Here is a 22,859-nt window from a genome sequence, read left to right on the forward strand (position 1 = left end):
TTTATGGCATTAGCTTTGCATACAATTAAACCCGCCCGCGGTTCCAAAAAAAATAAGAAAAGAATCGGCCGCGGTCTCGGTTCCGGGCATGGTACTTATAGCACCAGGGGAGCCAAGGGACAGCGCGCTCGTTCCGGCGGCAGTAAGGGATTAAAATTAAAAGGATTAAGGCAGAATTTGCTCAACATCCCAAAGCTTCGCGGTTTCAAAAGCAGAAAACCCAAGATGAATGTGGTTAATCTTAATGCTTTAGAAAAGAAGTTTAAGGAGGGGGAGATGATTAACCCTAAGTTATTATTGGTCAAGGGGGTGGTGAAAGGCCTTGTGGGTGGCGTTAAAATTTTGGGCGACGGAGAAATTACCAAAAAGATTGTCATAGAAGGTTGCCGGTTGTCAGCTAAAGCCAAAGAAAAAATTGTCAAAGCTGGCGGGAAAGTGATAGAATTAAAGAAAAAGGGTTAGGTTTTAAACTTTGTTTTTGATTTTTATTTTTTATGTGGTACACGAAATTAACCCAAATTTGGAAAATTAAGGATTTACGCCAAAGCATTCTTTATGTTTTGGGTATGTTGGCTATTTTTCGTTTAGCCGCCCATATACCGATTCCCGGGGTTAATGTGGAAAATTTAAAAGATTTTTTTGGTTCCAACCAGATTTTAGGATTAATGAATATATTTTCCGGCGGTGGCATGGAAAATTTTTCCATCGTGGCCATGGGCGTTGCTCCTTACATCACCGCTTCCATCATTTTTCAGCTATTGACCATGATTATTCCTAAATTGGAAGAAATTTCCAAGGAAGAGTCCGGACGGCAGAAAATAAACCATTATACGAGGATTCTCGCCGTGCCCTTGGCCATACTCCAATCTTACGGCATGATTACCATTCTAAAACGTTCTTCTTATCAGATTATTTCCGATTTGTCTCTTTTTCAATTATTTACTACCATCATTACTTTGACTGCCGGTACGATTTTTTTAATGTGGATTGGCGAACTTATCTCCGAAAAGCATGTCGGCAACGGCATTTCCATTCTTATCTTTGCCGGCATTATCACGGCGTTGCCGACAGCCGTACAAAGAACGCTGATTGTTTTTGACCCCTCGCAATTATTTAATCTGATTATTTTTGCTTTATTAGCCGTTGTGACCATCGTGGGTGTGGTTATTATTAATGAAGGTCAGCGTAATGTGCCGGTGTCTTACGCCCGGCGTGTTCGCGGAATGAGGATGTATGGCGGCATGAATACCCATTTGCCATTGAGAGTTAATATGGCGGGCGTGATTCCCATTATCTTCGCTATTTCTATAATTCTTGTTCCGCCGATGATTTCCCAGTTTTTTCTGCAGGCCAAAACCGCTTGGCTTGTTTCCGCCGCCCATTTTATTGTTGAATTATTTCAGAACCAGCTTTTTTACGGTATTGCATATTTTATTTTGGTTTTTGGCTTTACTTATTTTTATACGGCGGTTATTTTCCATCCGGACCAGATTTCCGAAAATTTGCAGAAGCAGGGTGGATTTATCCCGGGCATTCGTCCGGGCAAACCAACTGCCGAGTATTTGCAATACACCCTAAACAGAATTTTACTCGCCGGTGCTTTATTTTTGGCCCTAATCGCTATTTTACCTCTGGCCGTTAAGCAGATTACCGGTTTACAGACTTTGGTTATCGGCGGAACGAGTTTGCTCATCGTGGTGAGCGTGGTTATTGAAACTATGAAGCAGATAGAATCTCAGTTGACGATGAGGGAATACGAAGGATTTTAAAGAGAATTTTTTACATAAAAACGCTTTTTTGGCAGAATAGGCGTTTTTTATTTTTGACATTATGCTATAATTAGATAAGTCATCTTAAATAATGAAAAACAAAAAAGTTTATAAAATCATTGTCTTCGGTCCGCAGGGGGCGGGCAAGGGGACGCAAGCAGAGATTATAGAAAAGGATTATGACATTCCGGTTATTTCTGTCGGCAATCTTTTGCGCGTCGCGGCAGTGGGAAAATCCAAGTGGGGGAGAAAAGCCGCCGCTTATATGAAGCGTGGAGCATTAGTCCCCGATATGGTTGTTAACAATTTATTAATTGAACACTTAAAAGCCAAAAATTGCGCTCGCGGGTTTGTTCTTGATGGTTATCCTCGCAATTTAAAACAGCTTAAATTATTGACCAAATTGGTTAAATTTACCCATGTTTTTAATATCAATATTTCCGATAAAGAAGCGGTAAAAAGAATCAAAGACAGGTTATCTTGTTCCTGCGGCAGGGTTTTTCATAAGTTTTTTAATCCCCCTAAAAGAGATATGAGATGCGATTTTTGCAGGGAGAAGCTTTACGTGAGAGAGGATGACAGGCCAGCCGCTGTCAAGAAACGCCTTAAAATTTACCGGCGGGAGACAGAGCCCTTAGTCGCTTTTTATAAAAAACAGGAGATTCTTTATGATATTGACGGAAGTAAGGGCATTCTGGAGGTTTATCGCGAGATAAAAAAAATTTAGCAAAGTAGATTTATATGATTAAGATAAAATCAGCGGAAGAAATAGAAATTATCGCCGAGGGAGGAAAGATTTTAGCGGAAATTTTAAAAGAATTAGGGTGCGCAGTTAAGCCTGGCATTTCTACTTTAGAGTTGGACTGTTTGGCGCGAGAATTAGTTACGCAAAGGGGCGGAAGTCCCTCCTTTTTAAACTATGGTCATCCGCCATTTCCCGGCTCCATCTGCTCTTCCGTCAACGAAGAAGTAGTGCATGGAGTTCCATCAGCAGAGAGAATTTTAAAGTCAGGAGATATCGTTGGCTTAGATATTGGCATGAAATATAAAAATTTATTTACGGATATGGCCATTACGGTAGCGGTAGGGAGAGTTACCGGAGAGGCAGAAAGACTGATTAAGGTCACCAAAGAATCTTTAAATATCGGACTTTCTAAAATAAAACCCGGTCGACCATTAAATGTGATTGGCAAATCCATTGAGGAGTATGTAAAAAAAGAGGGGTTTACGGTGGTGCGGGCTTTAGTCGGACATGGCGTGGGTTATGGTGTTCACGAAGACCCGGCAGTGCCTAATTTTGACGACCCGGTTTCAGAAAAGATTATTTTAAAAGAGGGGATGGTGCTGGCTATTGAACCCATGGTTTGCACCGGACATTGCGACGTGAGAGTTTTAGATGATAAGTGGACGGTAGTGACAAATGATTGCGGTTTGGCCGCTCATTTTGAGCATACTGTGGCGGTCACTAAAAACGGGGTTAAAATTTTAACCAAATAATTATGCCGCAGATACTGGCTATTGATTATGGCTCAAAAAGAATCGGATTGGCCTTAGCTGATGAGGGAGTTAAAATCGCTACGCCTTTTAAAACTTTGGCGAATGAGGGTTGGCAGAAAAATTTGGAGAATCTAAAAAAGATAATAAGCGGAGAAGACGTCGCTTCCTTGGTTGTTGGCTTGCCGCTTAGTTTATCCGGCGGGGAATCGGAACAGACGCGGGAAACGCGGCATTTTTTTGACTTGCTTCAGGGGGCGGTGGCGGCGCCGGTTTTTTTAGAGGATGAACGTTTGTCCAGCCGCCAAGTTGACGCTTTAATAAGAAAATTCGGCAAAAAAGTGGACCGTGACGCCGTGGCCGCCATGCTTATTCTTCAGAGTTTTTTAGATAAAAAGAGGTAGAGGTGTTAATTGTTTTTCTACTCAAGTATTCATATTTTTGCTATAATTAGCCAATAGATTAATAAAGGTTTGCGATGTCCACCTATAAGACGCGGGCTATAGTTTTAACCAAAAAAACTTGGAGGGAAAATGATGCCCTGTATTCTTTTTATTCCGAAGATTTCGGGAAAATAAAGGCGGTAGCCAAGGGGGCGAAAAGAATTTCCAGCAAATTGGCGCCGCATCTTGAGCCGTTGATGGTGACGGATTTAATGGTGGCACGTTCATCAAGGGGGGTGGACAAAGTCGCTGGCAGCAGTTTGGTCCGCGATTTTTGCCTTTTAAAAAATAATTTTCCGCGGTTGATTCTGGCCGGGCAGGCAGTGGAGCTTGTTGACGAGTTCGTGGATTTGGAGCACGGCGATGCAAGGATTTTTGAATTGTTGAAAAGATTTTTTATTCTGTTAAACGATGGCTTTGCCGGCGATAATGATTTTGTTAAAAGCAAGACGGCTTTAAAGATTTTTATTTTGCAGTTATTGGACTATCTGGGCTATACGCCGGAGCTTTATAGCTGTGTCAATTGCAAGACCGAAATTGCCGAAGCGGAAAATTTTTTTCATTCCGCCCGCGGCGGAATGCTGTGCAAAAAATGTAGTCAGATTTTTCTGGAGCGCGCTCCGATTTCCAATAACACCATAAAGTTTTTGCGGCTGATGCTGATTAGCGATTTAGGAGAAATAGAACGAATTTCCTTAACCGAGAATCTTTTAAAAGAAACAGAAAGGATTATTGATTCCTTTCTTCATTATCAACTAGACCGGGAATTGGCCAGTGACCGCTATTTGACTAACTGGAAAGCGTATGCTAAATTAGCATAATGATTTTTTCGAGTTCATTTTCAATTAACAACCAGAAGGAGAAAAGAATTGAGCACTTCGAGCATTTTTAGCAACGGGAATAACAGTAATAGTTTTGGGAAAATTCTGCTTTTCCGCCGGAGACGGAGAAAATTTTTCCAAGAAGTAAAGTCTCATTATCCGATTGACGAGGGGTTGGAAATTACCTCTCTGGCGCTGACAATTTTTCAGAGAAAAATTTTGCCGCGCCAAGCGACAAACGGGGGAAGAAAAAGGATAAAAAAGCTTTCTTTTCGCTTGGTTATTCCCAAAATCCGGCGGGTGTGGTCAGAGGCGAAAGAGATAGGTCATTCTTCCGAAGGAGGAGATATCTATGTTGCCAAGCAAACCGAATGGGGCGATGTTTATTTTGTTACCAGAAAAAGTAACAAAAATAACGGAGCTTTGGTTATCGTGACGATTTTGGACGGGAGAACAAAAGCCAAGAATTTAATGGCCCCAAAGGAGGTAGGGTCCAATAAAATGCGTCAGGCGTTTAAGTTTAGATAAGTAGTAAATTTTAGCCGACTTTATAAAAGAGTCGGCTTTTTTTCTTGCTAAAATCAGCTTTTTAGAATATAATAATCAAATAGATTAATTTTGGATAAGTATGGTTTTATTGTCTAAGATTAGCCAAAAAATAGACAAAGAAGTAACTGTCGGCGGTTGGGTTCACAATTATCGCTCTTCCGGCAGTATTTTCTTTTTGGAAATTCGCGATGGTTCCGGTTTTATTCAGGCAGTTGTTAATAAAAGCTCGGTTTCCGAGGGGTCGTGGGAAGCTTGTGAAAAATTGACTCTTGAAACTTCGGTGGAGGTGGCGGGAATAGTGACCAAGCATCCCAAAAAAGAAGGAGTTTTTGAACTACAAGTCAAAGATTTAAAAATTATCCAACTGGCCGGCGAATATCCCATCGGAAAAAAGGAACATGGCCCGGACTTTTTAATGGACCACCGGCATCTTTGGCTTCGTTCCGGAAAACAGTGGGCGATTTTAAAAATCCGCGACGCGGTGATTACCGCTATGAATGATTTTTTACACGAGAAAGATTTTATTAAAGTTGATTCGCCGATTTTTACCCCTAATGCCTGCGAGGGGACCACCACGCTTTTCCCCGTCCCATATTTTGATTTAGGAACCGCCTATCTTTCTCAGTCCGGCCAGCTCTATCTGGAAGCCGCTATCGCTTCGGTCGGCCGATGCTATGACTTCGGCCCCGTTTTCCGTGCCGAGAAAAGTAAAACCAAAAGACATTTAACCGAATTTTGGATGCTGGATGCCGAAGCCGCTTTTGTGGAGCACGAAGAAAATTTAAAAATTCAGGAAGACCTTGTCCGCAGTATAATTCGTTATTGTTTAAAAAATTGCGGCGAAGAACTTCGTATTCTTGAGAGAGATGCGGCGAAATTAAAACAAGCCGACGGGCCATTTAAACGTTTGACTTACGACGAAGCCATCGCCAAACTGCAGGAACTGGGCAGTGATATTAAATACGGCGAAGATTTGGGCAATGACGATGAGGGACTTTTGACCAAGGATAGTCCCATGCCGGTATTTATAGAGAAGTGGCCAAAAAGCATCAAGCCATTTTATATGAAACGCGACGCTAAAAATCCTAAACTGGTTTTGAACGATGATTTAATTGCCACCGAGGGCGCGGGTGAAATTATCGGCGGTTCCCAGCGCGAAGATGACATAGAACTATTATCCGCCAGGATAGATAAGGAGGGATTAAAAAGGGAAGATTACGAGTGGTATTTGGATTTGCGCCGCTACGGCTCTGTGCCGCATTCCGGATTTGGCATCGGTCTGGAACGCACCGTGCGCTGGATTGCCGGCGTGGAGCATATCCGTGAGTGTATCCCTTTCCCGAGAACTATAAACAGGTTAAAACCGTAAATTTTAGTTTTATTATTTGAAATAATGGGCGAAAGCCCGAATAAGATATTATGGAGAGAACATTAACCAAGGAGACAATAAAAAAAGTCGGAGAAAGAGTTTTAATCAAGGGCTGGGTTCACTCCCGCCGTAATCTCGGTAAATTTACTTTTATTGATTTGCGGGATAAGGAGGGGTTAGTACAGGTTATTTTTATCCCAAGTGAAATGGAAAGCGGGCAGGATTTAGTCAAAGATATCCGTTCGGAGTTTGTTTTATCCATTGAAGGAATGGTGCAAAAGCGCGGGCCCAAACAGATAAATCCTAATTTAGCCACCGGCGAGATTGAAATTTTAGCTAAAAATTTGGAAATTTTAAGTACCGCTGAAACGCCGCCATTTGAAGTGGATAAAGACACTAGGGAAATCAGCGAGGAGCTGCGTTTAAAGTATCGCTATTTGGACTTGCGCAGTGAGCGAATGAAAAATAATTTGGTTCTGCGTAGCAAACTCACTCATTTTTTTCTGCAATGGCTGGAGCGCAAGGGATTTTTGTATGTGGAAACGCCGTATTTAACTAAGGGGACTCCCGAAGGGGCGAGAGAATATATTCTTCCCTCGCGTTTATTCCCCGGAGAATTTTATGTTTTGCCTCAATCACCGCAGCAGTTCAAACAGTTGCTGATGGTGGCCGGGGCGGAAAGATATTGCCAATTGGCGCGTTGTTTCCGTGATGAGGACCAAAGGGGAGACAGGCAGCCGGAATTTACGCAGATAGATTTAGAAATGTCCTTTGTGGAGCAGGAAGATATTTTAAAGTTGGCAGAAGAATTAGTTATCGAACTTATCAAAACTCTTTGCCCGGGGAAGCCAATATTAAGCACCCCTTTCCCGCGGCTTACTTACAAAGAAACAATAGAAAAATATAATACCGACAAGCCGGATTTGCGGCAGGATAAAAATAATCCGGACGAGCTGGCCTTTGCCTGGGTAGTTGATTTTCCGCTTTTTGAATATTCCGCAGAAGAAAAAAAATTAGTTTCCTGCCATCATCCTTTTACTTCGCCCAAAAAGGAGGACGAGCCGCTTTTGGAAAGCGACCCGGTAAAAGTTAAAGCCGAGGCTTACGATTTGGTTTTAAACGGTTTTGAAATCGCCGGCGGCAGTATCAGAATTCACAGTCGCGAATTGCAGAATAAGATATTTAAGATTTTGGGGTTAGATGACGAAAAAATCACCGAGCGTTTTGGGCATCTGTTGGAGGCCTTTAAATATGGCGTGCCTCCGCACGGCGGAATCGCTTTTGGTTTTGACCGCCTGCTGATGTTGCTGGCCGGAGAACCGAACATCAGAGAAGTTATTCCTTTTCCGAAAACGAGCGATGCCAAGGATTTAATGATGGGCGCGCCGAGCGCGTTGGAAGAAGAAAGATTAAAGGAAGCGCACATCAAATTAATAAAGAAGGATTTAAAAAAGTAAATAAATTTTTCCGATAATCGGGAGTAGAGGGCTAAAACTGTGGCGAAAAAATATGCGGGCATCTTCATTGCAAAAATATATCCTGCTTCAGGGGTTGAATCAAAAGGGCAAATTCAGCCGGAATATTTTGGTTAAATTTTATAATAATTACAAAAGAAAACCGAAAGAAGCGGATATTACTAATATCATCACTAAAAGCTTGGAACGTCTGATTGGCAAGGGTTTATTAACCGGTTATGGGGTGAGAACCAAGGAGAAATGGTTTATTAAAGAAATTTTCCTGACGCCCTTAGGCAGAAAATCAGCCAAAAAATTTTTAGGAGTACAAAAAAAGCTTCCTTTAAAACTAAGTTCAAATATAAAATTTTATGACCATCCCCAAAAGCATTCTTAAACATTTAGAAAAAAATAAAATCAAGTATCAGGTGATACCGCACAAAAAAGTTTACACGGCTTACGATTTGGCGGCGACGCTTAAAGAAGACATTAAAAAAATCGCCAAAACGTTATTGGTGCGCGCTGATAAGAGGTATTATCTGGTGACAATTCCCGCGCATTATCAGCTGGATTTTGGGAAAATAAAAAAGTTGGTTAAAGCCAAAACGGTAGAATTAGCCAAGGAAAAAATAATGGTGAAATTATTTAAAGTAAAACCCGGCGCTCTGACCCCCTTTGCCAGTTTTCACAAGGTTGAATTGGTGGCGGACAATTCACTTAAAAAATTAGCCGATATTTTAGTTGGGGCCGGCAGTTATACTGAATCATTAAGAATAAAAACCAAGGATTGGCTTAAATCCGAGAAGCCGATTTTTGGGGCCATTGGCAAAATAAAAAAGTTTAAACCGATAAAAACGAAATCCAAGAAGAGAAAATAAAAATGTCATCAGATAAAACTGACGATGTATAATATAAAAATAGGGAAATTTGAAGGCCCCCTTGATCTCTTGCTCGGACTTATTGAGGAGCAAGAGCTGGATATTACCCAGGTTTCTTTGGCTGAAGTTACGGAACAATACCTGGGTTATTTAGACCAAATAGAAAAACGCCATCCGGAAGAGTTGGCGGATTTTTTGGTTGTGGCGTCCAAATTGATTTATATCAAATCCAAGAATTTGATTCCGTCTTTAGAGATTGACGAGGACGCGCAAGAACTGGAGTACCAACTCAAAATATACAAGGAGTATCTGACCGCCGCGCAGGATATCGAGAAGATGATTTCTAAAAAGCGTTTTGTTTTTTCCAGAGAAAAAGCCATTATTATTGAACCGACTTTTTCTCCCCCGCCCAAACTGACAAAAGATATTTTAGCTCGCGCTTTTGCCGCCATTTTAGGCAGAATTGAACCGATTATTGAGCTGCCCAAGAGAGCTATCGTTCGGGCGATGTCTATTAAAGAAAAAATCAGCCAATTGCGAGATCGTATTTTAGCGCAGGCGACTCTAAGTTTTCAGGAGTTCACCAAGGGCGCCAAGGGAAAAACGGATATCATCGTGAGCTTCCTCGCAGTTTTGGAACTCGTCAAACAAAAAATTATTGACGTCAAACAGCCGGAAATCTTTCAGGATATTACCATAGAAAGAATAAATAATTCGTAAATTGATATGCTTAAGTCAAAAATTGAAAGTTTATTGTTTATTTCCCCGCGGCCGTTGTCAGTAGCGAAAATAGCCCAGCTGACAGGGAGTGATAAAGATGAAGTTAAAACGGCGCTTAGCGAGCTGATGAAAGAATTTAATGACCGGGCCGGCGGCATTCAGCTTGTCAAAAATTTTTGGGATTATCAGATGACCACCACTCCGAACAATTCCAAGTTGGTCAAAGATTTTATTAAAGATGAAATTTCCGGAGAGTTGACTAAACCGTCGCTGGAGGCCCTGGCTATCATTGTTTATCGCGCGCCGATTACCAAACCGGAACTGGAACAAATCAGGGGCGTGAACTGCAGTTTGATTTTGCGCAATTTGATGATTCGTGGTCTAGCGGAGCAGGAAGAAGATAAAAAAACCAAGCTGATTTATTATAAGCCCACTTTTGAATTTTTAAAATTTTTAGGGGTACACGAGGCTTCGGAATTACCTAATTTTGAGAAGCTCAATTCCGATGAAAATTTGCAGAAGTTATTAGACATTCGTCTGACCCCTCCGCCGGCCGCGCCCGCCGTTGATAAAGAACCAATCATTTAAATATGTTGGCTAATTTAATTATCAATTTGTTTGTTGCCCTGACTATCGGACAATCGTTTTCCGGGCCGGGAGAAATTATTTTACCGGCCAAAGCCGCCGCGCCTGCCGCGGCAGAAGAGTCAGCCCAGAATGAAGCAGTAAAAAACGTCAGTGAAAATCTAACGGGAGAACCAACATCTGAAGGAACAATTAGAACGCCGGAGAGGATAAATCTGGAAAGTAAAAGCTTGGGAGTAAAAATTACCGCCCAAAGCGTAGTGGTTGTTGATGGCGCTACCGGGAAAGTTCTATATCAAAACAATGACAGCGCCGTTCGTTCGATAGCGAGCATTACGAAGCTAATAACTGTACTCGTGTTTTTAGACAATAATCCCGGGTGGGATAAAGAAATTATTTTTAATGAAGAAGACAAAAGCGAGGGGAGCACGGACTATTTATACGTGGGCGAAAGCGTCAAGGTCCGCGACCTTTTTTACCTTTCCCTAATGATGTCTAACAATAGCGCTACTACTGCCTTAGTGCGCTCCACGGGTTTGGGCCGAAGCGAATTTGTGAGTTTGATGAATAAAAAGGCGGAAGAATTTGGCATGGCCGATACTCGTTTTGTAGATATCGTGGGATTTGATGACTTTAATATCTCCACTGCCCGCGATATAGCAAAGTTAGCCAGCGTGGCTTTTGCCAATTCCGATATCCGAGAAGCGACCACTCCCGAGCGTTATACCATCCACACCTTAAATACCAATCGCTATTTTTATATTTATAATACTAATTATCTTTTGACCAGTTTTTTGAACGAGGGTGATTACCGCGTTGCCGCGGGGAAAACCGGTTATACTAATGCCGCTGGTTATTGTCTAGCGACAGAAATTGAGAAAAACGGAGCAGGCAACATTATCACCGTAGTTTTGGGCAGCGATTCGCTGGACAATAGATTTCAAGACACTAAGGCCTTGGCTTATTGGGTGTTTAGTAATTACGAGTGGAGGTAAAGCAGCTTACGGCTTACGGACTACCGACTACGGAAATTAAAAAAGACGGAATTTTACTTCCGTCTTTTTATATTTTTATGTGGAGCAGGACTATTTCCGGCGGGTTAAATAATCTGGCCCGGGTTCCGGATTCCCCGATGCCGCTCGTTATATAGAGGAGATAATTTTTTATTTTAAAAAGCCCTTTGTCGTATTGGCGGCCGAAGAAAGTCGGAATAGTCGGCACGGAGCCGATAAAGGGCAAACGGATTTGCCCTCCGTGAGTGTGCCCGCAAAGGATTAAAGCCACTTGGCGATTTCTCCGGATAATAGTTCTCATTATATCCGGGCTATGGGCAAGGACAATTTTAGGATAATTGTTATCGGTATATTTCAGGGCGTGCTCCATGTTATCCAAACCAGCCCAGACGTCGTCAATCCCCAAAAGCCAGAATTGGCTGTCGCGGATATTTATAAGCCGTGATTCATTAGATAAATAGTTGGCCCCGATACTCTCAAAAATATCTTGCACCTCGCTGGACTTGTCTATAAATTTATTGAATTCGTAGATACGGCCGATATCATATTCATGATTGCCGCTCACGGCATACGAGGGAATTCTTTCGGTCGCCGGCGCGAGATTTTTCAGCCCGTCTATTTTATCATATCCTCCAAAAACCTGGTCGCCGGCGAAGAAGATTAAATCGGGATTCAATGCCAGCAGTTTGGAAGAGATTTTATTGACGAATCCGCTCTTTTTAAAGGGTCCGACATGTATATCGGAGAGGAGGGCGATGGTAACGGTATTATCGGAATTTGGATTGATATCAAGATATTTATTTTTTACGGTGATTATTCTCGGTTCTATAAAACTGCCATAAAATATAACCAACCCCGAAAAGATAGTCAGGGTAATTAAAATTTGCCAAATTATTTTTTTACCTTGTCGCTGTTTAATTTTTTGCCAAAACAAAAAAGACAGCAACGCTGTCAGAAAGAGGTAAGTAAAAATTATAATATCAAAATAAATATAAGTCATGAATTTTTAATAGTAGCGGCGGGTGGGGTCTCCGCCAAAGGCGGACCAGCCTCTGGCTGGGAACCACCGATCCCGAGTACTCGGGATTATGAGCGTCGTAGTAAATGTACCAGGGGAGGGATTCGAACCCTCGACCTTGGCGTTATGAGTGCCACGCTCTTACCAACTGAGCTACCCTGGCTTTTAAAAGCCGTAAGCCGCTTGGCTTACAGCTTTTTTCTTGTTGCGGGGGTGAGATTTGAACTCACGACCTCCAGGTTATGGGCCTGGCGAGCTGCCGGGCTGCTCTACCCCGCGATGTTGTTGGCAATTATCAACAAATTTTTCCAAAGCTTTCCTACTTTTTAATGATTTTAAATATTTTTCATGTTTAACCGCTTCTGATCTGGTCGGAAATCCTTTTATATAAACATATTGCCACGGCAAATACGGTTTTGTTGACTTGTTTTTACCCGTATTGTGGTATTTTATTCTGGTATCCAAATTATTACAATGACCTATATAATATTTATTAAATGGTATGCTATTAATGATGTATGTGAAATAGTTTGCCATTTATAGATTTTAATTACAGCGAGGCCTGGCGAGTCCCGATTTTTAGAGCCGCTGCAAGCGGCCTAAAAATCGAGGATCCTCGAAATTGTTGCAAAATCGGAGATTTTGACAATTTCGGGACTGCCGGGCTGCTCCCTGCCTGCCGGCAGGCAGGTACCCCGCGATGATTATATCTTGTATTATATAAATAAATCATGTTTTTGTCAAACCCATTGGCCCTTTGACGTTTAAAGCGCTCGGGGTCTTGACGAATTAAAGATTTTGTGTTATTTTATAAAGTGGTTCTTTTTACCGCTTATATTTGCGATAATCGCGAATATAAGCAAAAACTCCGGCCCGGAGAGTAGGGTATTTTGCCAAATGGTGAATGTCCAACTCGGTTCCGAATGGTTCGGGATTGGTTTGGCTAGTGCCTTTGGCGGAAGGAGAAAAAGTTATGGGAGAAAAGTATTTGTCTGATGTGAAGGAAGTAGTGGAGCGGCTTAATAGTAAAGATGCTAAGAATTTTCACCGTAAACTTCAAGCATTGTTAAACCCTAAGGGTGGAACCAAGTTCTTGCCCGGCGGCATTATCACTCCAGAGTTCTATGAGGAAGAATTCGGGATTGCGGTCGGTCCCCGGCTTACTGATGAGCAGGCGGCGAAGCTCGAAAAATACGGCTTCCGCATTCTGTTCATCCCGGCTATCACCGAGGATAAATATCCCGAATCGTTTTCCAAGCCGGAATGGGGGAGGTATCTCAATATCGCCGATATCAAGCGCCAGCCCCTACCCGGTCGTTTCGTGGCCATAGAAACCATTGCCAAGCCGAACTGGGACGACCCAAACGGCTATCCCGATGACAAGCTCGGGCAAGTCCTTGGCCTTAAAAGCCGTTTCGGAGTGAGCTGGGATGAACTGTACGGCAAAGATGGTATTCTCGCCAAAGCCGCGCAAGTTCTTGGCTTCCCGTCGGAGCAGGTTCGCTCGCCATATGCGGAGGAGTATAATTTCGTTGGAAATATGTTTAATTACCTCCGCAATAAATTCAACGAGCCCCTGCCCGATTTAGGTAGCACCAACTCCTGGGAGTGGTGCGAGAACGTTTACGGTTCTAACTCCCGTCTTATTGGGGGTGGTCGCGAGCGCGGCGGGCTTGCGGGCGTGCACTGCCGCTGGCGTGGCACTCACGACGGCAACGTCGCTTTCCGCGTCCTCGTAGTTCTGTAGTCGCTTTAAAATTAAGAATTTTTTAAAAAAGGACCAAACAAGGTCCTTTTTAATTTGGTGCCGATGGTGGGAGTTGAACCCACATGGATTGCTCCACACGATTTTGAGTCGTGCGTGTATGCCAATTCCACCACATCGGCTGAATAATAGATTTTTAATATTCTTTTTCTTACTTTAATCCTCGTTTTATCGTTTTGTAGAGACGATTCATGAATCATTTCTATGTCTAAATATACAAATTACAGAAACGCAAATTTTTACGTCTTTACGGGTTAGTCGTGCGTGCCTGCCCCGTTAATTTGAGCGGAGCGAAAATTTTGCGGGGTATGCCAATTCCCTGCCTACCGGTAGGCAGGCACCACATCGGCCTTTCGGTTCGCTCCGCTCACTCAAGACCTGATTAATATTAAACGTCATTTTTTCTAAATAATCTTGAGCGAATGGAATGAGTCGAAAGATTCCACCGCCTCGGCCTTTCGGTTCGTTCCGCTCACTCAAGACCTGATTAATATTAAACGTCATTTTTTCTGAATAATCTTGAGCGAATGGAATGAGTCGAAAGATTCCGCCGCCTCGGCCTTTCGGTTCGCTTCGCTCACTCAATCCCCGGCTAGATTTACTAGTAAAAATCAGTTTATCACACTTTTTAACAATTGTCAAAACTTTAAAAAAGTAGTATATTAAAATAATATTGTTAAAATATGGCGCAAGTTATTGCGGTAGTTAATCAAAAGGGCGGCGTGGGCAAGACCACCACTGCCATGAATTTGGGCGCTTATTTGGCGTTACTCGGAAAATTTGTTTTACTTATTGATTTAGACCCGCAAGCCAACGCCACTTCTGGTTTGGGAGTCAATCACCGTGAATTACAGCAGGGTATTTACAATGTTCTGTTGGGGGAAGTGAAAATACGCGATATTATTTTACCGACCAATCAAGAGGGTTATCGCCTGGCGCCTTCAACTATGGATTTGGCCGGTGCCAATATAGAATTGGTAAATTTAGAGGAGAGAGAATATCGTTTGGCCCATGCCCTGGAAGAGGTGCGAGGTTCTTTTGATTATATTATCATTGATTGTCCGCCATCACTCGGTCTTTTAACCGTCAATGCCTTGACTGCCGCTGATTCGGTGATTATTCCGGTGCAGGCGGAGTATTACGCGTTGGAGGGCCTTGGCCAGTTGTTGGAAACAATCGGCTTGGTCAAAGAAAATTTGAATCCAAAATTGGAAGTTTTAGGAGCATTGCTCACGATGTTTGACAGCCGCAATCGTTTGGCCAACGATGTTTTCAGTGAGTTGTACCAGTATTTTCCCAATAAAATTTTTCGTTCCGTGATACCGCGGAGCGTTCGTCTGGCCGAAGCCCCGAGCCATGGCGCCACCATTTTGAATTATGATAGCGGGTCAAAAGCGGCAAAATGTTATGAAAAATTTGCCAAAGAATTATTAGAAATAATGGAGCAATATTAATATGTCAATACGAGGGGGACTGGGCAGGGGATTAAGTTCGCTTATTCCCAGTCGTTCCAATAAAGAAAAAGAGCCAGTCGCAACCAAAGAGGCCTCTTTCCGCTCACACTCTTTGCCGGAAGACGGTGAGAGAATTTTTCAATTGCCAGTAACGGATATTTCTCCCAACCCCGCCCAGCCGCGCCAGGATTTCGGCCATCAGGCCCTTGAAGATTTAGTTAATTCCATAAAAGAACATGGTATCATTCAGCCGCTCATTGTCACAAAAAAAGGAGAGGGGTATGAATTGGTCACCGGTGAAAGGCGTTTACGGGCAGCCAAAATCGCCGGCTTGAAAAAAGTTCCGGCCATAATTCGCACCGCCCAGGGCCAGGAAAAGTTAGAGTTGGCTTTGATAGAAAATGTTCAGAGGCAAGACCTTAATCCGATGGAAGAAGCCGTGGCCTACAAAAGATTGAGTGATGAATTCGGCCTGACACAGGAAGAAGTGGCGAAAAAAGTCGGGAAAAGCCGTCCGGTCGTGGCTAATTCCTTACGTCTGCTTTCTTTACCGGAAGAAATAAAAAAGTTTTTGCGCGCCGGCAAATTGAGCGAGAGTCATGCCCGGATAATTCTTCAATTACCAAATGAAAAAGAACAGTTAAAATTCGTCAGAAAAATTTTAAAAGACGAACTCTCGGTGCGCGCTTCCGAAGAGGCGGTGCGGTCGGTGACGGTGAAAAGTCATGTCCGGCGAGTTGACTCCAATTTAGCGGCCTATGAAGAAGAATTGCGCCACGCCTTAGGGGCGAAAGTTAATATTAAAAAAAGCGGCCAGGGCGGCCGAATAGTGATTGAATATTACTCCGAAGAAGAATTAAGCGATATTATTTCCAAAATTATTTAATTTAAAAAATCTCCGCCGGTTATCTTTTTTAGCGGAGATTTTTTATTTTTCCTTGAGGGCGGTCTTGATTTTACCTTTGGCGTTATGAGTTTTAATGAATTTCAGCCAATCCCTGTTGGGCAATTTTCTTTTTTTATCAACGATAATTTCCACCACGTCGCCGCTGTTTAAAGGAGTGTCCAAACTGGCGATTTGGTCATTGATTTTCGCGCCGTTGCATTTATTGCCAATGTCAGTATGGACATAATAGGCGAAATCTACCGGCGTGGAACGTTCAGGAAGGTCAATAACATCGCCTTTGGGAGTGAAGACAAAGATGCGGTCCTGAAAAACGTCTATTTTTAAGGATTCCAAAGATTCCAAAAATTTTTCTTTGGTCTCCATTTCTTTTTGTATTTTGGCCAACTCCTGAACCCAGGATAATTTTTTATCCGGCACGATTGACCCCTTTTCATCATAATGCCAGTGGGCGGCGATACCCCACTCGGCCTCTTCATGCATTTCTTGCGTGCGTATCTGCACCTCCACAATTTCTCCGTCTGGAGAAAATACAGTTGAATGAAGCGACTGGTAGCCGTTCGGTTTGGGCTGGGCGATATAATCTTTAATGCGTCCTTTCAAAGGACGGAACATAGTGTGGATGACGCCGAGAACGGTGTAGCATTCGGGTATGTCGCGGACGATAATGCGGCAGGCAACGAGGTCATAGACGCGCGAGATGTCTTTATCAAGGCGCAGTAATTTTTTATATAAACTGTACAAATGTTTTGTCCGGCCGTGGACAGAAATGTATTTAAATCCCTGCTTAGTCAATTCTTTTTTTATCAGCCGGATCACTTTTTTTAGATGTTTTTCTTTTTCGCCGTAGGTGCTGGCGATTAGTTTCTTGAGCCATTTATATTCTTGCGGATAAACATAAGGGAAGGAAAGGTCTTCCAGTTTTCCTTTGAGCTCGCCCATGCCAAGACGGTTGGCAATCGGCGCATAAATCTCCAGGCTTTCGCGGGCGATGCGCAGTTGCTTGACGGGGGGCTGGTATTTAAGAGAAGTCAAATTATGGATGCGGTCAGCGAATTTAATAACCACTACTCGTAAATCCGCGGCCATCGCGATGAACATTTTTCTCAAATTTTCCACGTAACGCTCTATGCCGCGGTATTTTATTTTACCCAATTTAGTAATGCCGGCAACCATGGAGGCGATGTCTTTGCCAAAATTATCCTGAATATCCTTGATGGTATATTTAGTATCTTCGGGAATATCATGAAGCAGTCCGGCAATAATAATGGGAATAGGCGATTTCATTTCTGCCAGAATAATGGCCGTGGCCAGAGGATGTCCGATATAGTCCTCGCCGGACAATCTTTTTTGTCCCCGATGGGCTTTTTCCGCGAATTCATAGGCCAATTCAATCATATCCAAATCGGCGCCCGGGTCATTGGTTCTGATGATGTTAGTCAGTTGGTTTAATGTCTGCATAAAGCTAACATAATTATATAAAAATATAAAGGTCTTGACAAATTTTTAAAATTATGTTATCCTATATTTGTGAATGTTCAAGGGTTAAAATCCTAGAGAGACAGGAAAAACTCCCCGACTTTGGTCAGGGAGTTTTTCTGTTTTTGATACTTCGCGTTTGTGGCGGGGCTAGGGACGTGTTAAGACGCAGAGGCCGTTTTGTGTGGCGAATACTCTTTTTTGTCATGGCGAGCAGTAGGTGAAGCGATCCTCAATACTTTATAAAACATTACGGCATTGTATTATAGATTGCTTCGCTCATCCCGCCATGGCGGGATTCACTCACAAAGACATTAGTTATGTTAATTTAAAGTTTTTTTGTAGGTAATCTTTTTAAACTGTGGGTCTTGAAAAAAGTCGTAAATATGATAAAATAAATACATGGTGGGCCATGAGCAAAACCCTGAGCATTCACAATGTCATTTAGGGAATCTCCTCTGGCTCACCTGAAGAATAATAATTTTTATATATGTTGGAAAAACTTACCCAAAAAGAACTTGAGAAAAAGAAAGGGGAGAGAGAAGAAGAAATAAGCAAAAGACCGCCGAATCAGTTAGATGAAGAATTGGATGACTTAAGAAAAGAACAGAATCCTGATAAATATAAAAATCCGGAAATTCGGAAAAATAAAAAAATACAACCAGAGCTACAAAATTAAAAGAAGCCGCTTATCAAGCGGCTTCTTTTGAATAATGACACTCTTTATTAGAGCAGATGATTTTTTTCTTGGCGCCATAAACGAGCAGATGCTGACACTCGGGACATTTTTCGCCGGTGGGTTTTTGCCAGAGAGCGAATTTACATTGGGGATAGCGGTTGCAGGAATAAAATAAACGTCCGCGTTTGGATTTTCTTTCCACAATATCACCCTCGTTACATTCGGGGCATTTAACCCCCGTTTCCTTAGCAAGGGATTTTATATTTTTACATTCCGGATATTTTGAACAACCCAAAAATTTCCCGAAGCGGCCCCTTTTTATCACCATCGGCGAGCCGCATTTGGCGCAGAGTTCATCAGTTATTTCTTCTTCCGGTTTATTATCAGTTCCGATATTTTTGGTATTTTTACAAGCTGGATAGTTAGAGCAAGCCAAGAATCTGCCGAACCGTCCGGTTTTTATCACCATCGGCGAGCCGCACTTGGCGCAAACCTTGTCAGTCGGTTCTTCGGTGATTTCTTTTTTACTCACCTCTTCGTATTTCTTGTCCAGATTTTCTTTAAATGGTCCGTAAAATTCTTTAATCATCGGCTGCCATTCTTTTTTATCGTTAGCGATGGCATCCAGCTCATCTTCCATTTTGGCGGTAAATTTGTAGTCCACAATTTGCGAAAAATGTTTTATCAATAAATCAATAACGAGAAAGGCGATGTCTTTGGGTTTGAGCCGGCGATTTTCATCGCGCTCCACGTAGCCCCTGTCAATGATAGTGCTGATGGTCGGCGCGTAGGTGGATGGGCGGCCGATACCGTATTCTTCCAGAGTTTTAACAAGGGTGGCATCGGAATATCTGGCCGGCGGTTCGGTAAAATGTTGGGCGGGGATAATTTTCAGAAGATTTACTTTTTCCTCGGTGTCAATTGGCGGCAGAACATTTTCCTCGGTCTGCAGGGGGTAAATTTTTAAAAACCCGGCAAATTTTATAATAGAACCCTTGGCTCGGAAAATATCTTTTTGGGAATCGACAATGTCAATAATAGTGTTATCAATTATCGCTTCCGCCATTTGCGAAGCCAGCGCTCTTTGCCAGATTAATTTATATAATTTATATTGTCGGGGGTCTAAAAAGTTTTTAATTGCTTCGGGGTGGCGGTTGACATCGGTCGGACGAATGGCTTCGTGAGCTTCCTGCGCCAGTTTGGATTGTTTTTTAAAGAAGCGCGCTTTGCTCCGGCCATACTCCGCCCCCAAATTATTTTTTATGTAATCTTGGGAGTCTTTTAAAAATTTTTCAGAAAGATTGACGGAATCGGTGCGCATATAAGTAATCAGGCCAATGGCGCCCTCGCTGCCGAGCTCCACGCCCTCATAAAGTTGCTGGGCGAGCATCATAGTTTGTTTGGCAGAATATCCCAAGCGATGATTGGCCGCTTGCTGGAGAGTGGAAGTCGTAAAAGGCGGGAGCGGAGATTTTTTAGTTTCTTTTTTGATGACCTCGGCAATTTTATAATCACCTTTTTCCAATTCTTTTTTAATTTGCGTCGCTTCAGTTTCAGAACCAATATCCATTTTGCCGATTTTTTTTCCGGCCAGTCTATACAGCGCGGCGGTGATTTTTTCTTTTTTGGCCGTGGCAAACTCACCGGCAATGCTCCAGTACTCTTCTTTCTTAAAATTTTGAATTTCTCTTTCTCTTTCCACGGTCAGCCGCACGGCCACAGATTGGACGCGCCCGGCCGAAAGACCCTTGGCCACCTTTTTCCAGAGAAACGGGGAAAGCTCATAACCAACCAGCCGGTCCAGCACGCGGCGGGCTTGCTGGGCATCCACTAAATCCTGATTGATGGCGCGGGGAGTTTTAAGGGCGTTTAAAATCGCTTCCTTGGTAATTTCATGGAAAACAATTCTTTGGTATTTATTTTTTGGCAAATCCAGAGCGTAAGTCAGGTGCCAGGCAATCGCTTCTCCTTCGCGGTCTTCATCGGACGCCAGAATAATCTCTGCGGCTTTGCTGGCGGCTTTTTTAAGCAGGGTCACCTGTTTTTGTTTGCTCCGCGGAATGATGTATTGCGGTTCAAAATTATTGGGGATATCAATACCCATTTTGCTTTTAGGCAAATCGCGAATATGGCCGAAAGACGATTCCACGCGGTAATTTTTATCTAAAAATTTACCGATAGTTTTGGCCTTGGTAGGAGATTCCACGATGACTAGTTTAGTTGACATGTTAGAGGTATTGTATTAAACTATTTAGACGTTTAAATTTTTGCTTTTTAATAACTGTAATTCTGATAAAAGGAGGGAAATAATGTATGTTTTATCAGGAAAAAAGATAGATTGGAAAGCGCCGGAGAAATATCTCTACGGCGATACTCCGCTTGATGAAGTGGCTGGAGATATCCCTTTGATTTTGTCGGTGCCCCACGACGGTCATTTGACTGAAATTTGCAAAAACGGCCAAGTGGTTCCTCTTAAGCGCGTGGCTCCGAACGAAAAAAGAGACGGCGGAGTGAAGTTTATCGCGTGGAACATTATAAAAAATGTTGTTGAGCGCACTGGGTGTTGCCCTTATCTTCTGGTGCAACAGGTCCATCGGCAGTATATCAACGAAAGTATTCGTAAGTTATACTACCAAAAGATTTTAGAGCGCGCAAGCGATGTTCACTCGCGCTTCGGCCATTGCGTCGTCTTAGACCTCCACGGATTTTCTAAACCAGGGAGATTTGAGGACTCCGACCTGGTCCTCGGGACTATGCATCGGGAAACGGTGAATCCGGCACATAATCTGGACCGCGGGCTGGCTTTTTATCTTGGATTAATCGGCGACTATACAATTTATCTTCCTAATGCCATAGCTTTTAGGGGAGAAATGTATGATGGCACGGGTCAGGGCTATCCAACGGTGATAAATTATTTAAACCAGGAGTTTAAAAAGAACGGCGGACGGGGTAATTTTATCCAAATTGAAATTCATGGCAGATTTCGGGGGAGAGACGAAGAAGAGCGGGCCAAAGGCGAATTATTATCAAAATATTTTGCCGAAGCCTTGATTAATTTATTCACCGAATTAAAAATGAATGCCAAGCGCTCTTAAACAGAGCGCTTTTTTTATCTCGCCAAAATATAATTCATGCCGCCTAAATTTTTAACCTTGCCCTTCATCTCCATCAGCGTCAGGGCGCTGGCCGTTTCCGCGGCGTTCAGTTTAGTTTCTCGCACCAGCTCGTCAATATGTTTCGGTTCTTTGGAAAGATAAAGCAACAGTTTTTCTTCAGAGGGATTATCAGCAAGAATTTTTTGGTTGGCGGTAAATATCTCCGAGTTTTCCAGATTTAATGTTTCTAAAATATCCTCGGCGGAAGTTACGGCCCGCGCCCCCATTTTTATTAAATTATTGGGTCCGATGGAGGTTTTACTGTAGATATTGCCCGGCACGGCAAAGACCTCGCGGTTTTGTTCCAGGGCACAGCGGGCGGTGATGAGCGCGCCGGATTCTTCGCCCGCTTCCACAATAAGCGTTCCCAGAGAAAGCCCGGCGATAATTCTGTTTCTCGCGGGGAAGTGGTGCTTCAGGGGCGGGGTGCCGATGGGGTGTTCAGAAATTATCGCTCCTCCCTCGGCAATGATTTTTTCCGCCAGACAGCGATTGGCCACCGGATAAACGCTGTTTTTATCAGCCCCGCTTCCGAGAACCGCCAAAGTTTTACCGCGGTTATTAAGGGCAGCAAGATGCGCCAAGGCATCAACACCCAAAGCCAGCCCGCTGATGACGGTAATTTTATTTTGCGCCAGCCGCGCGGCAATTTCCTCCGTCACCTGTCGGCCGTAAGGCGAAATTTTTCTCGTGCCGACAACGGCAATGGTAAAGTCGTTGTTGATATCGTGGAGCGAGCCGCGATAATACAACAAATACGGGGCGTTGTATATTTCCTTGAGCAGTTTGGGATATCCGGCATCTTTGATGGTGATAATTTTCAGGTTCTCTTCTTCTACTTTTTGCCATTCTCTATCCGGCTCTATCTCTTGGCGTTTAATGATGAATTCTTCGGCAATGTTTTCTTCCAGCCCCGCTTTTTTTAGTTCCGAAAAAGAAGCCCGCCACGCACCGGCTATGTCGGGGAAATAATTTAATAATTTATTAAATCGGACCGGACCGATTTTGGGGAATTGAGTAAGAGCTACCCAATAAGAAAGTTCATTTGCCATTTTCTTTAACAAAAATGATTATTTGTAATATAATATAAATGTTGGTATTATTATAGCACAAACTTTTCAGAGGAGGGAAAAATGTTAGAATTTGAGACATGGAAAATTGCTGTTGTCGTCGCAGGAGCGGTGGCTTTTGTGGCGATATGGTGGGGGCTGAAAAAAATAGCTAAAAGAAAGCTCTTTTGAAAAAGAAAAAGCGGGCCGGCCAAGTTGAAAAAAAGGATGTTCCCGTTCCAAATTTTAGGAACGGGATTT

General features: G+C 42.9%; 24 protein-coding genes and 3 tRNA genes. 19 read left to right on the forward strand and 8 right to left on the reverse strand.

What is annotated here, in order from left to right:
* Positions 1–3: 3 nt before the first annotated feature.
* The 14 genes from rplO to PHG22_00290 all read left to right on the forward strand — a co-directional run bounded on the left by rplO (position 4) and on the right by PHG22_00290 (position 11,077).
* A complete protein-coding gene (rplO, locus tag PHG22_00225) occupies positions 4–462 on the forward strand; it encodes a 50S ribosomal protein L15 (protein MDD5490209.1) in 459 nt (152 codons plus the stop codon).
* Positions 463–494: 32 nt separating this feature from the next.
* On the forward strand, positions 495–1,769 hold the full coding sequence (secY, locus tag PHG22_00230) for a preprotein translocase subunit SecY (protein ID MDD5490210.1): 1,275 nt from the start codon (positions 495–497) through the stop codon (positions 1,767–1,769).
* Between the two features lie 91 nt (positions 1,770–1,860).
* Positions 1,861–2,496 (forward strand): nucleoside monophosphate kinase, encoded by a 636-nt coding sequence (locus tag PHG22_00235; GenBank protein ID MDD5490211.1) that lies wholly within the window; start codon positions 1,861–1,863, stop codon positions 2,494–2,496.
* A 14-nt stretch (positions 2,497–2,510) separates the two neighbouring features.
* Positions 2,511–3,266 (forward strand): type I methionyl aminopeptidase, encoded by a 756-nt coding sequence (gene map / locus PHG22_00240; GenBank protein ID MDD5490212.1) that lies wholly within the window; start codon positions 2,511–2,513, stop codon positions 3,264–3,266.
* Positions 3,267–3,268: 2 nt separating this feature from the next.
* The gene (gene ruvX / locus PHG22_00245; protein MDD5490213.1) at positions 3,269–3,667 is read left to right on the forward strand and encodes a Holliday junction resolvase RuvX; all 399 of its coding nucleotides are present in this window, start codon (positions 3,269–3,271) and stop codon (positions 3,665–3,667) included.
* Positions 3,668–3,741: 74 nt separating this feature from the next.
* Positions 3,742–4,527, forward strand: a complete 786-nt coding sequence (recO, locus tag PHG22_00250; protein ID MDD5490214.1) for a DNA repair protein RecO — start codon at positions 3,742–3,744, stop codon at positions 4,525–4,527.
* A gap of 48 nt (positions 4,528–4,575) precedes the next feature.
* Positions 4,576–5,055, forward strand: coding sequence for a hypothetical protein (locus PHG22_00255; protein MDD5490215.1), 480 nt, complete (start codon positions 4,576–4,578; stop codon positions 5,053–5,055).
* Between the two features lie 100 nt (positions 5,056–5,155).
* Positions 5,156–6,445, forward strand: coding sequence for an asparagine--tRNA ligase (asnS, locus tag PHG22_00260; protein MDD5490216.1), 1,290 nt, complete (start codon positions 5,156–5,158; stop codon positions 6,443–6,445).
* Positions 6,446–6,495: 50 nt separating this feature from the next.
* Positions 6,496–7,902: an aspartate--tRNA ligase gene (gene aspS / locus PHG22_00265; protein ID MDD5490217.1), complete on the forward strand. Its 1,407-nt coding sequence runs from the start codon at positions 6,496–6,498 to the stop codon at positions 7,900–7,902.
* A 52-nt stretch (positions 7,903–7,954) separates the two neighbouring features.
* Positions 7,955–8,296, forward strand: a complete 342-nt coding sequence (locus tag PHG22_00270; GenBank protein MDD5490218.1) for a hypothetical protein — start codon at positions 7,955–7,957, stop codon at positions 8,294–8,296.
* Entirely contained in the window at positions 8,271–8,777 is a 507-nt protein-coding gene (locus tag PHG22_00275) for a YbaK/EbsC family protein (protein ID MDD5490219.1), read from the forward strand. Before PHG22_00270 ends, PHG22_00275 begins: the two co-directional genes overlap by 26 nt.
* Before the next feature lie 24 nt (positions 8,778–8,801).
* Entirely contained in the window at positions 8,802–9,497 is a 696-nt protein-coding gene (locus PHG22_00280) for a ScpA family protein (GenBank protein MDD5490220.1), read from the forward strand.
* Between the two features lie 6 nt (positions 9,498–9,503).
* A complete protein-coding gene (gene scpB, locus PHG22_00285; protein ID MDD5490221.1) occupies positions 9,504–10,085 on the forward strand; it encodes an SMC-Scp complex subunit ScpB in 582 nt (193 codons plus the stop codon).
* Positions 10,086–10,087: 2 nt separating this feature from the next.
* Positions 10,088–11,077: a serine hydrolase gene (locus PHG22_00290; protein ID MDD5490222.1), complete on the forward strand. Its 990-nt coding sequence runs from the start codon at positions 10,088–10,090 to the stop codon at positions 11,075–11,077.
* Between the two features lie 67 nt (positions 11,078–11,144).
* Here PHG22_00290 and PHG22_00295 read toward each other — a convergent pair whose 3' ends face one another.
* The 3 genes from PHG22_00295 to PHG22_00305 form a co-directional block, all read right to left on the reverse strand.
* Complete coding sequence (locus PHG22_00295) at positions 11,145–12,095, reverse strand: metallophosphoesterase (protein ID MDD5490223.1); 951 nt, start codon at positions 12,093–12,095, stop codon at positions 11,145–11,147.
* Positions 12,096–12,202: 107 nt separating this feature from the next.
* Positions 12,203–12,276 (reverse strand) — tRNA-Met (locus tag PHG22_00300).
* Between the two features lie 42 nt (positions 12,277–12,318).
* Positions 12,319–12,392: transfer RNA gene (locus tag PHG22_00305), tRNA-Met, on the reverse strand.
* A 625-nt stretch (positions 12,393–13,017) separates the two neighbouring features.
* Between PHG22_00305 and PHG22_00310 the strand changes: the two genes are divergently transcribed.
* On the forward strand, positions 13,018–13,860 hold the full coding sequence (locus PHG22_00310; protein MDD5490224.1) for a hypothetical protein: 843 nt from the start codon (positions 13,018–13,020) through the stop codon (positions 13,858–13,860).
* Between the two features lie 55 nt (positions 13,861–13,915).
* On the opposite strand, the gene PHG22_00315 is transcribed toward PHG22_00310, so the two are convergent.
* A tRNA-Leu gene (locus PHG22_00315) sits at positions 13,916–14,000 on the reverse strand.
* Between the two features lie 154 nt (positions 14,001–14,154).
* Entirely contained in the window at positions 14,155–14,520 is a 366-nt protein-coding gene (locus tag PHG22_00320) for a hypothetical protein (GenBank protein MDD5490225.1), read from the reverse strand.
* 41 nt (positions 14,521–14,561) lie between these two features.
* Between PHG22_00320 and PHG22_00325 the strand changes: the two genes are divergently transcribed.
* Positions 14,562–15,332 (forward strand): ParA family protein, encoded by a 771-nt coding sequence (locus tag PHG22_00325; GenBank protein ID MDD5490226.1) that lies wholly within the window; start codon positions 14,562–14,564, stop codon positions 15,330–15,332.
* A gap of 1 nt (position 15,333) precedes the next feature.
* Positions 15,334–16,218: a ParB/RepB/Spo0J family partition protein gene (locus tag PHG22_00330; protein MDD5490227.1), complete on the forward strand. Its 885-nt coding sequence runs from the start codon at positions 15,334–15,336 to the stop codon at positions 16,216–16,218.
* Positions 16,219–16,260: 42 nt separating this feature from the next.
* Here the strand turns inward: PHG22_00330 and PHG22_00335 are convergent, their stop codons facing one another.
* Entirely contained in the window at positions 16,261–17,697 is a 1,437-nt protein-coding gene (locus PHG22_00335) for a RelA/SpoT family protein (GenBank protein MDD5490228.1), read from the reverse strand.
* A 508-nt stretch (positions 17,698–18,205) separates the two neighbouring features.
* Here PHG22_00335 and PHG22_00340 point away from each other — a divergent pair.
* Complete coding sequence (locus PHG22_00340; GenBank protein ID MDD5490229.1) at positions 18,206–18,394, forward strand: hypothetical protein; 189 nt, start codon at positions 18,206–18,208, stop codon at positions 18,392–18,394.
* Positions 18,395–18,407: 13 nt separating this feature from the next.
* On the opposite strand, the gene topA is transcribed toward PHG22_00340, so the two are convergent.
* The gene (gene topA, locus PHG22_00345) at positions 18,408–20,621 is read right to left on the reverse strand and encodes a type I DNA topoisomerase (GenBank protein MDD5490230.1); all 2,214 of its coding nucleotides are present in this window, start codon (positions 20,619–20,621) and stop codon (positions 18,408–18,410) included.
* Between the two features lie 82 nt (positions 20,622–20,703).
* Between topA and PHG22_00350 the strand changes: the two genes are divergently transcribed.
* Positions 20,704–21,489 carry a hypothetical protein gene (locus PHG22_00350; protein MDD5490231.1) on the forward strand — a complete coding sequence of 262 codons (786 nt, stop codon included), beginning with the start codon at positions 20,704–20,706 and terminating at the stop codon, positions 21,487–21,489.
* A 14-nt stretch (positions 21,490–21,503) separates the two neighbouring features.
* Here the strand turns inward: PHG22_00350 and dprA are convergent, their stop codons facing one another.
* Positions 21,504–22,601, reverse strand: a complete 1,098-nt coding sequence (gene dprA, locus PHG22_00355) for a DNA-processing protein DprA (GenBank protein MDD5490232.1) — start codon at positions 22,599–22,601, stop codon at positions 21,504–21,506.
* Positions 22,602–22,859: the final 258 nt, after the last annotated feature.

The sequence above is a fragment of the Patescibacteria group bacterium genome, from assembly GCA_028716045.1.
Lineage (GTDB): Bacteria > Patescibacteriota > Patescibacteriia > JAQUQO01 > JAQUQO01 > JAQUQO01.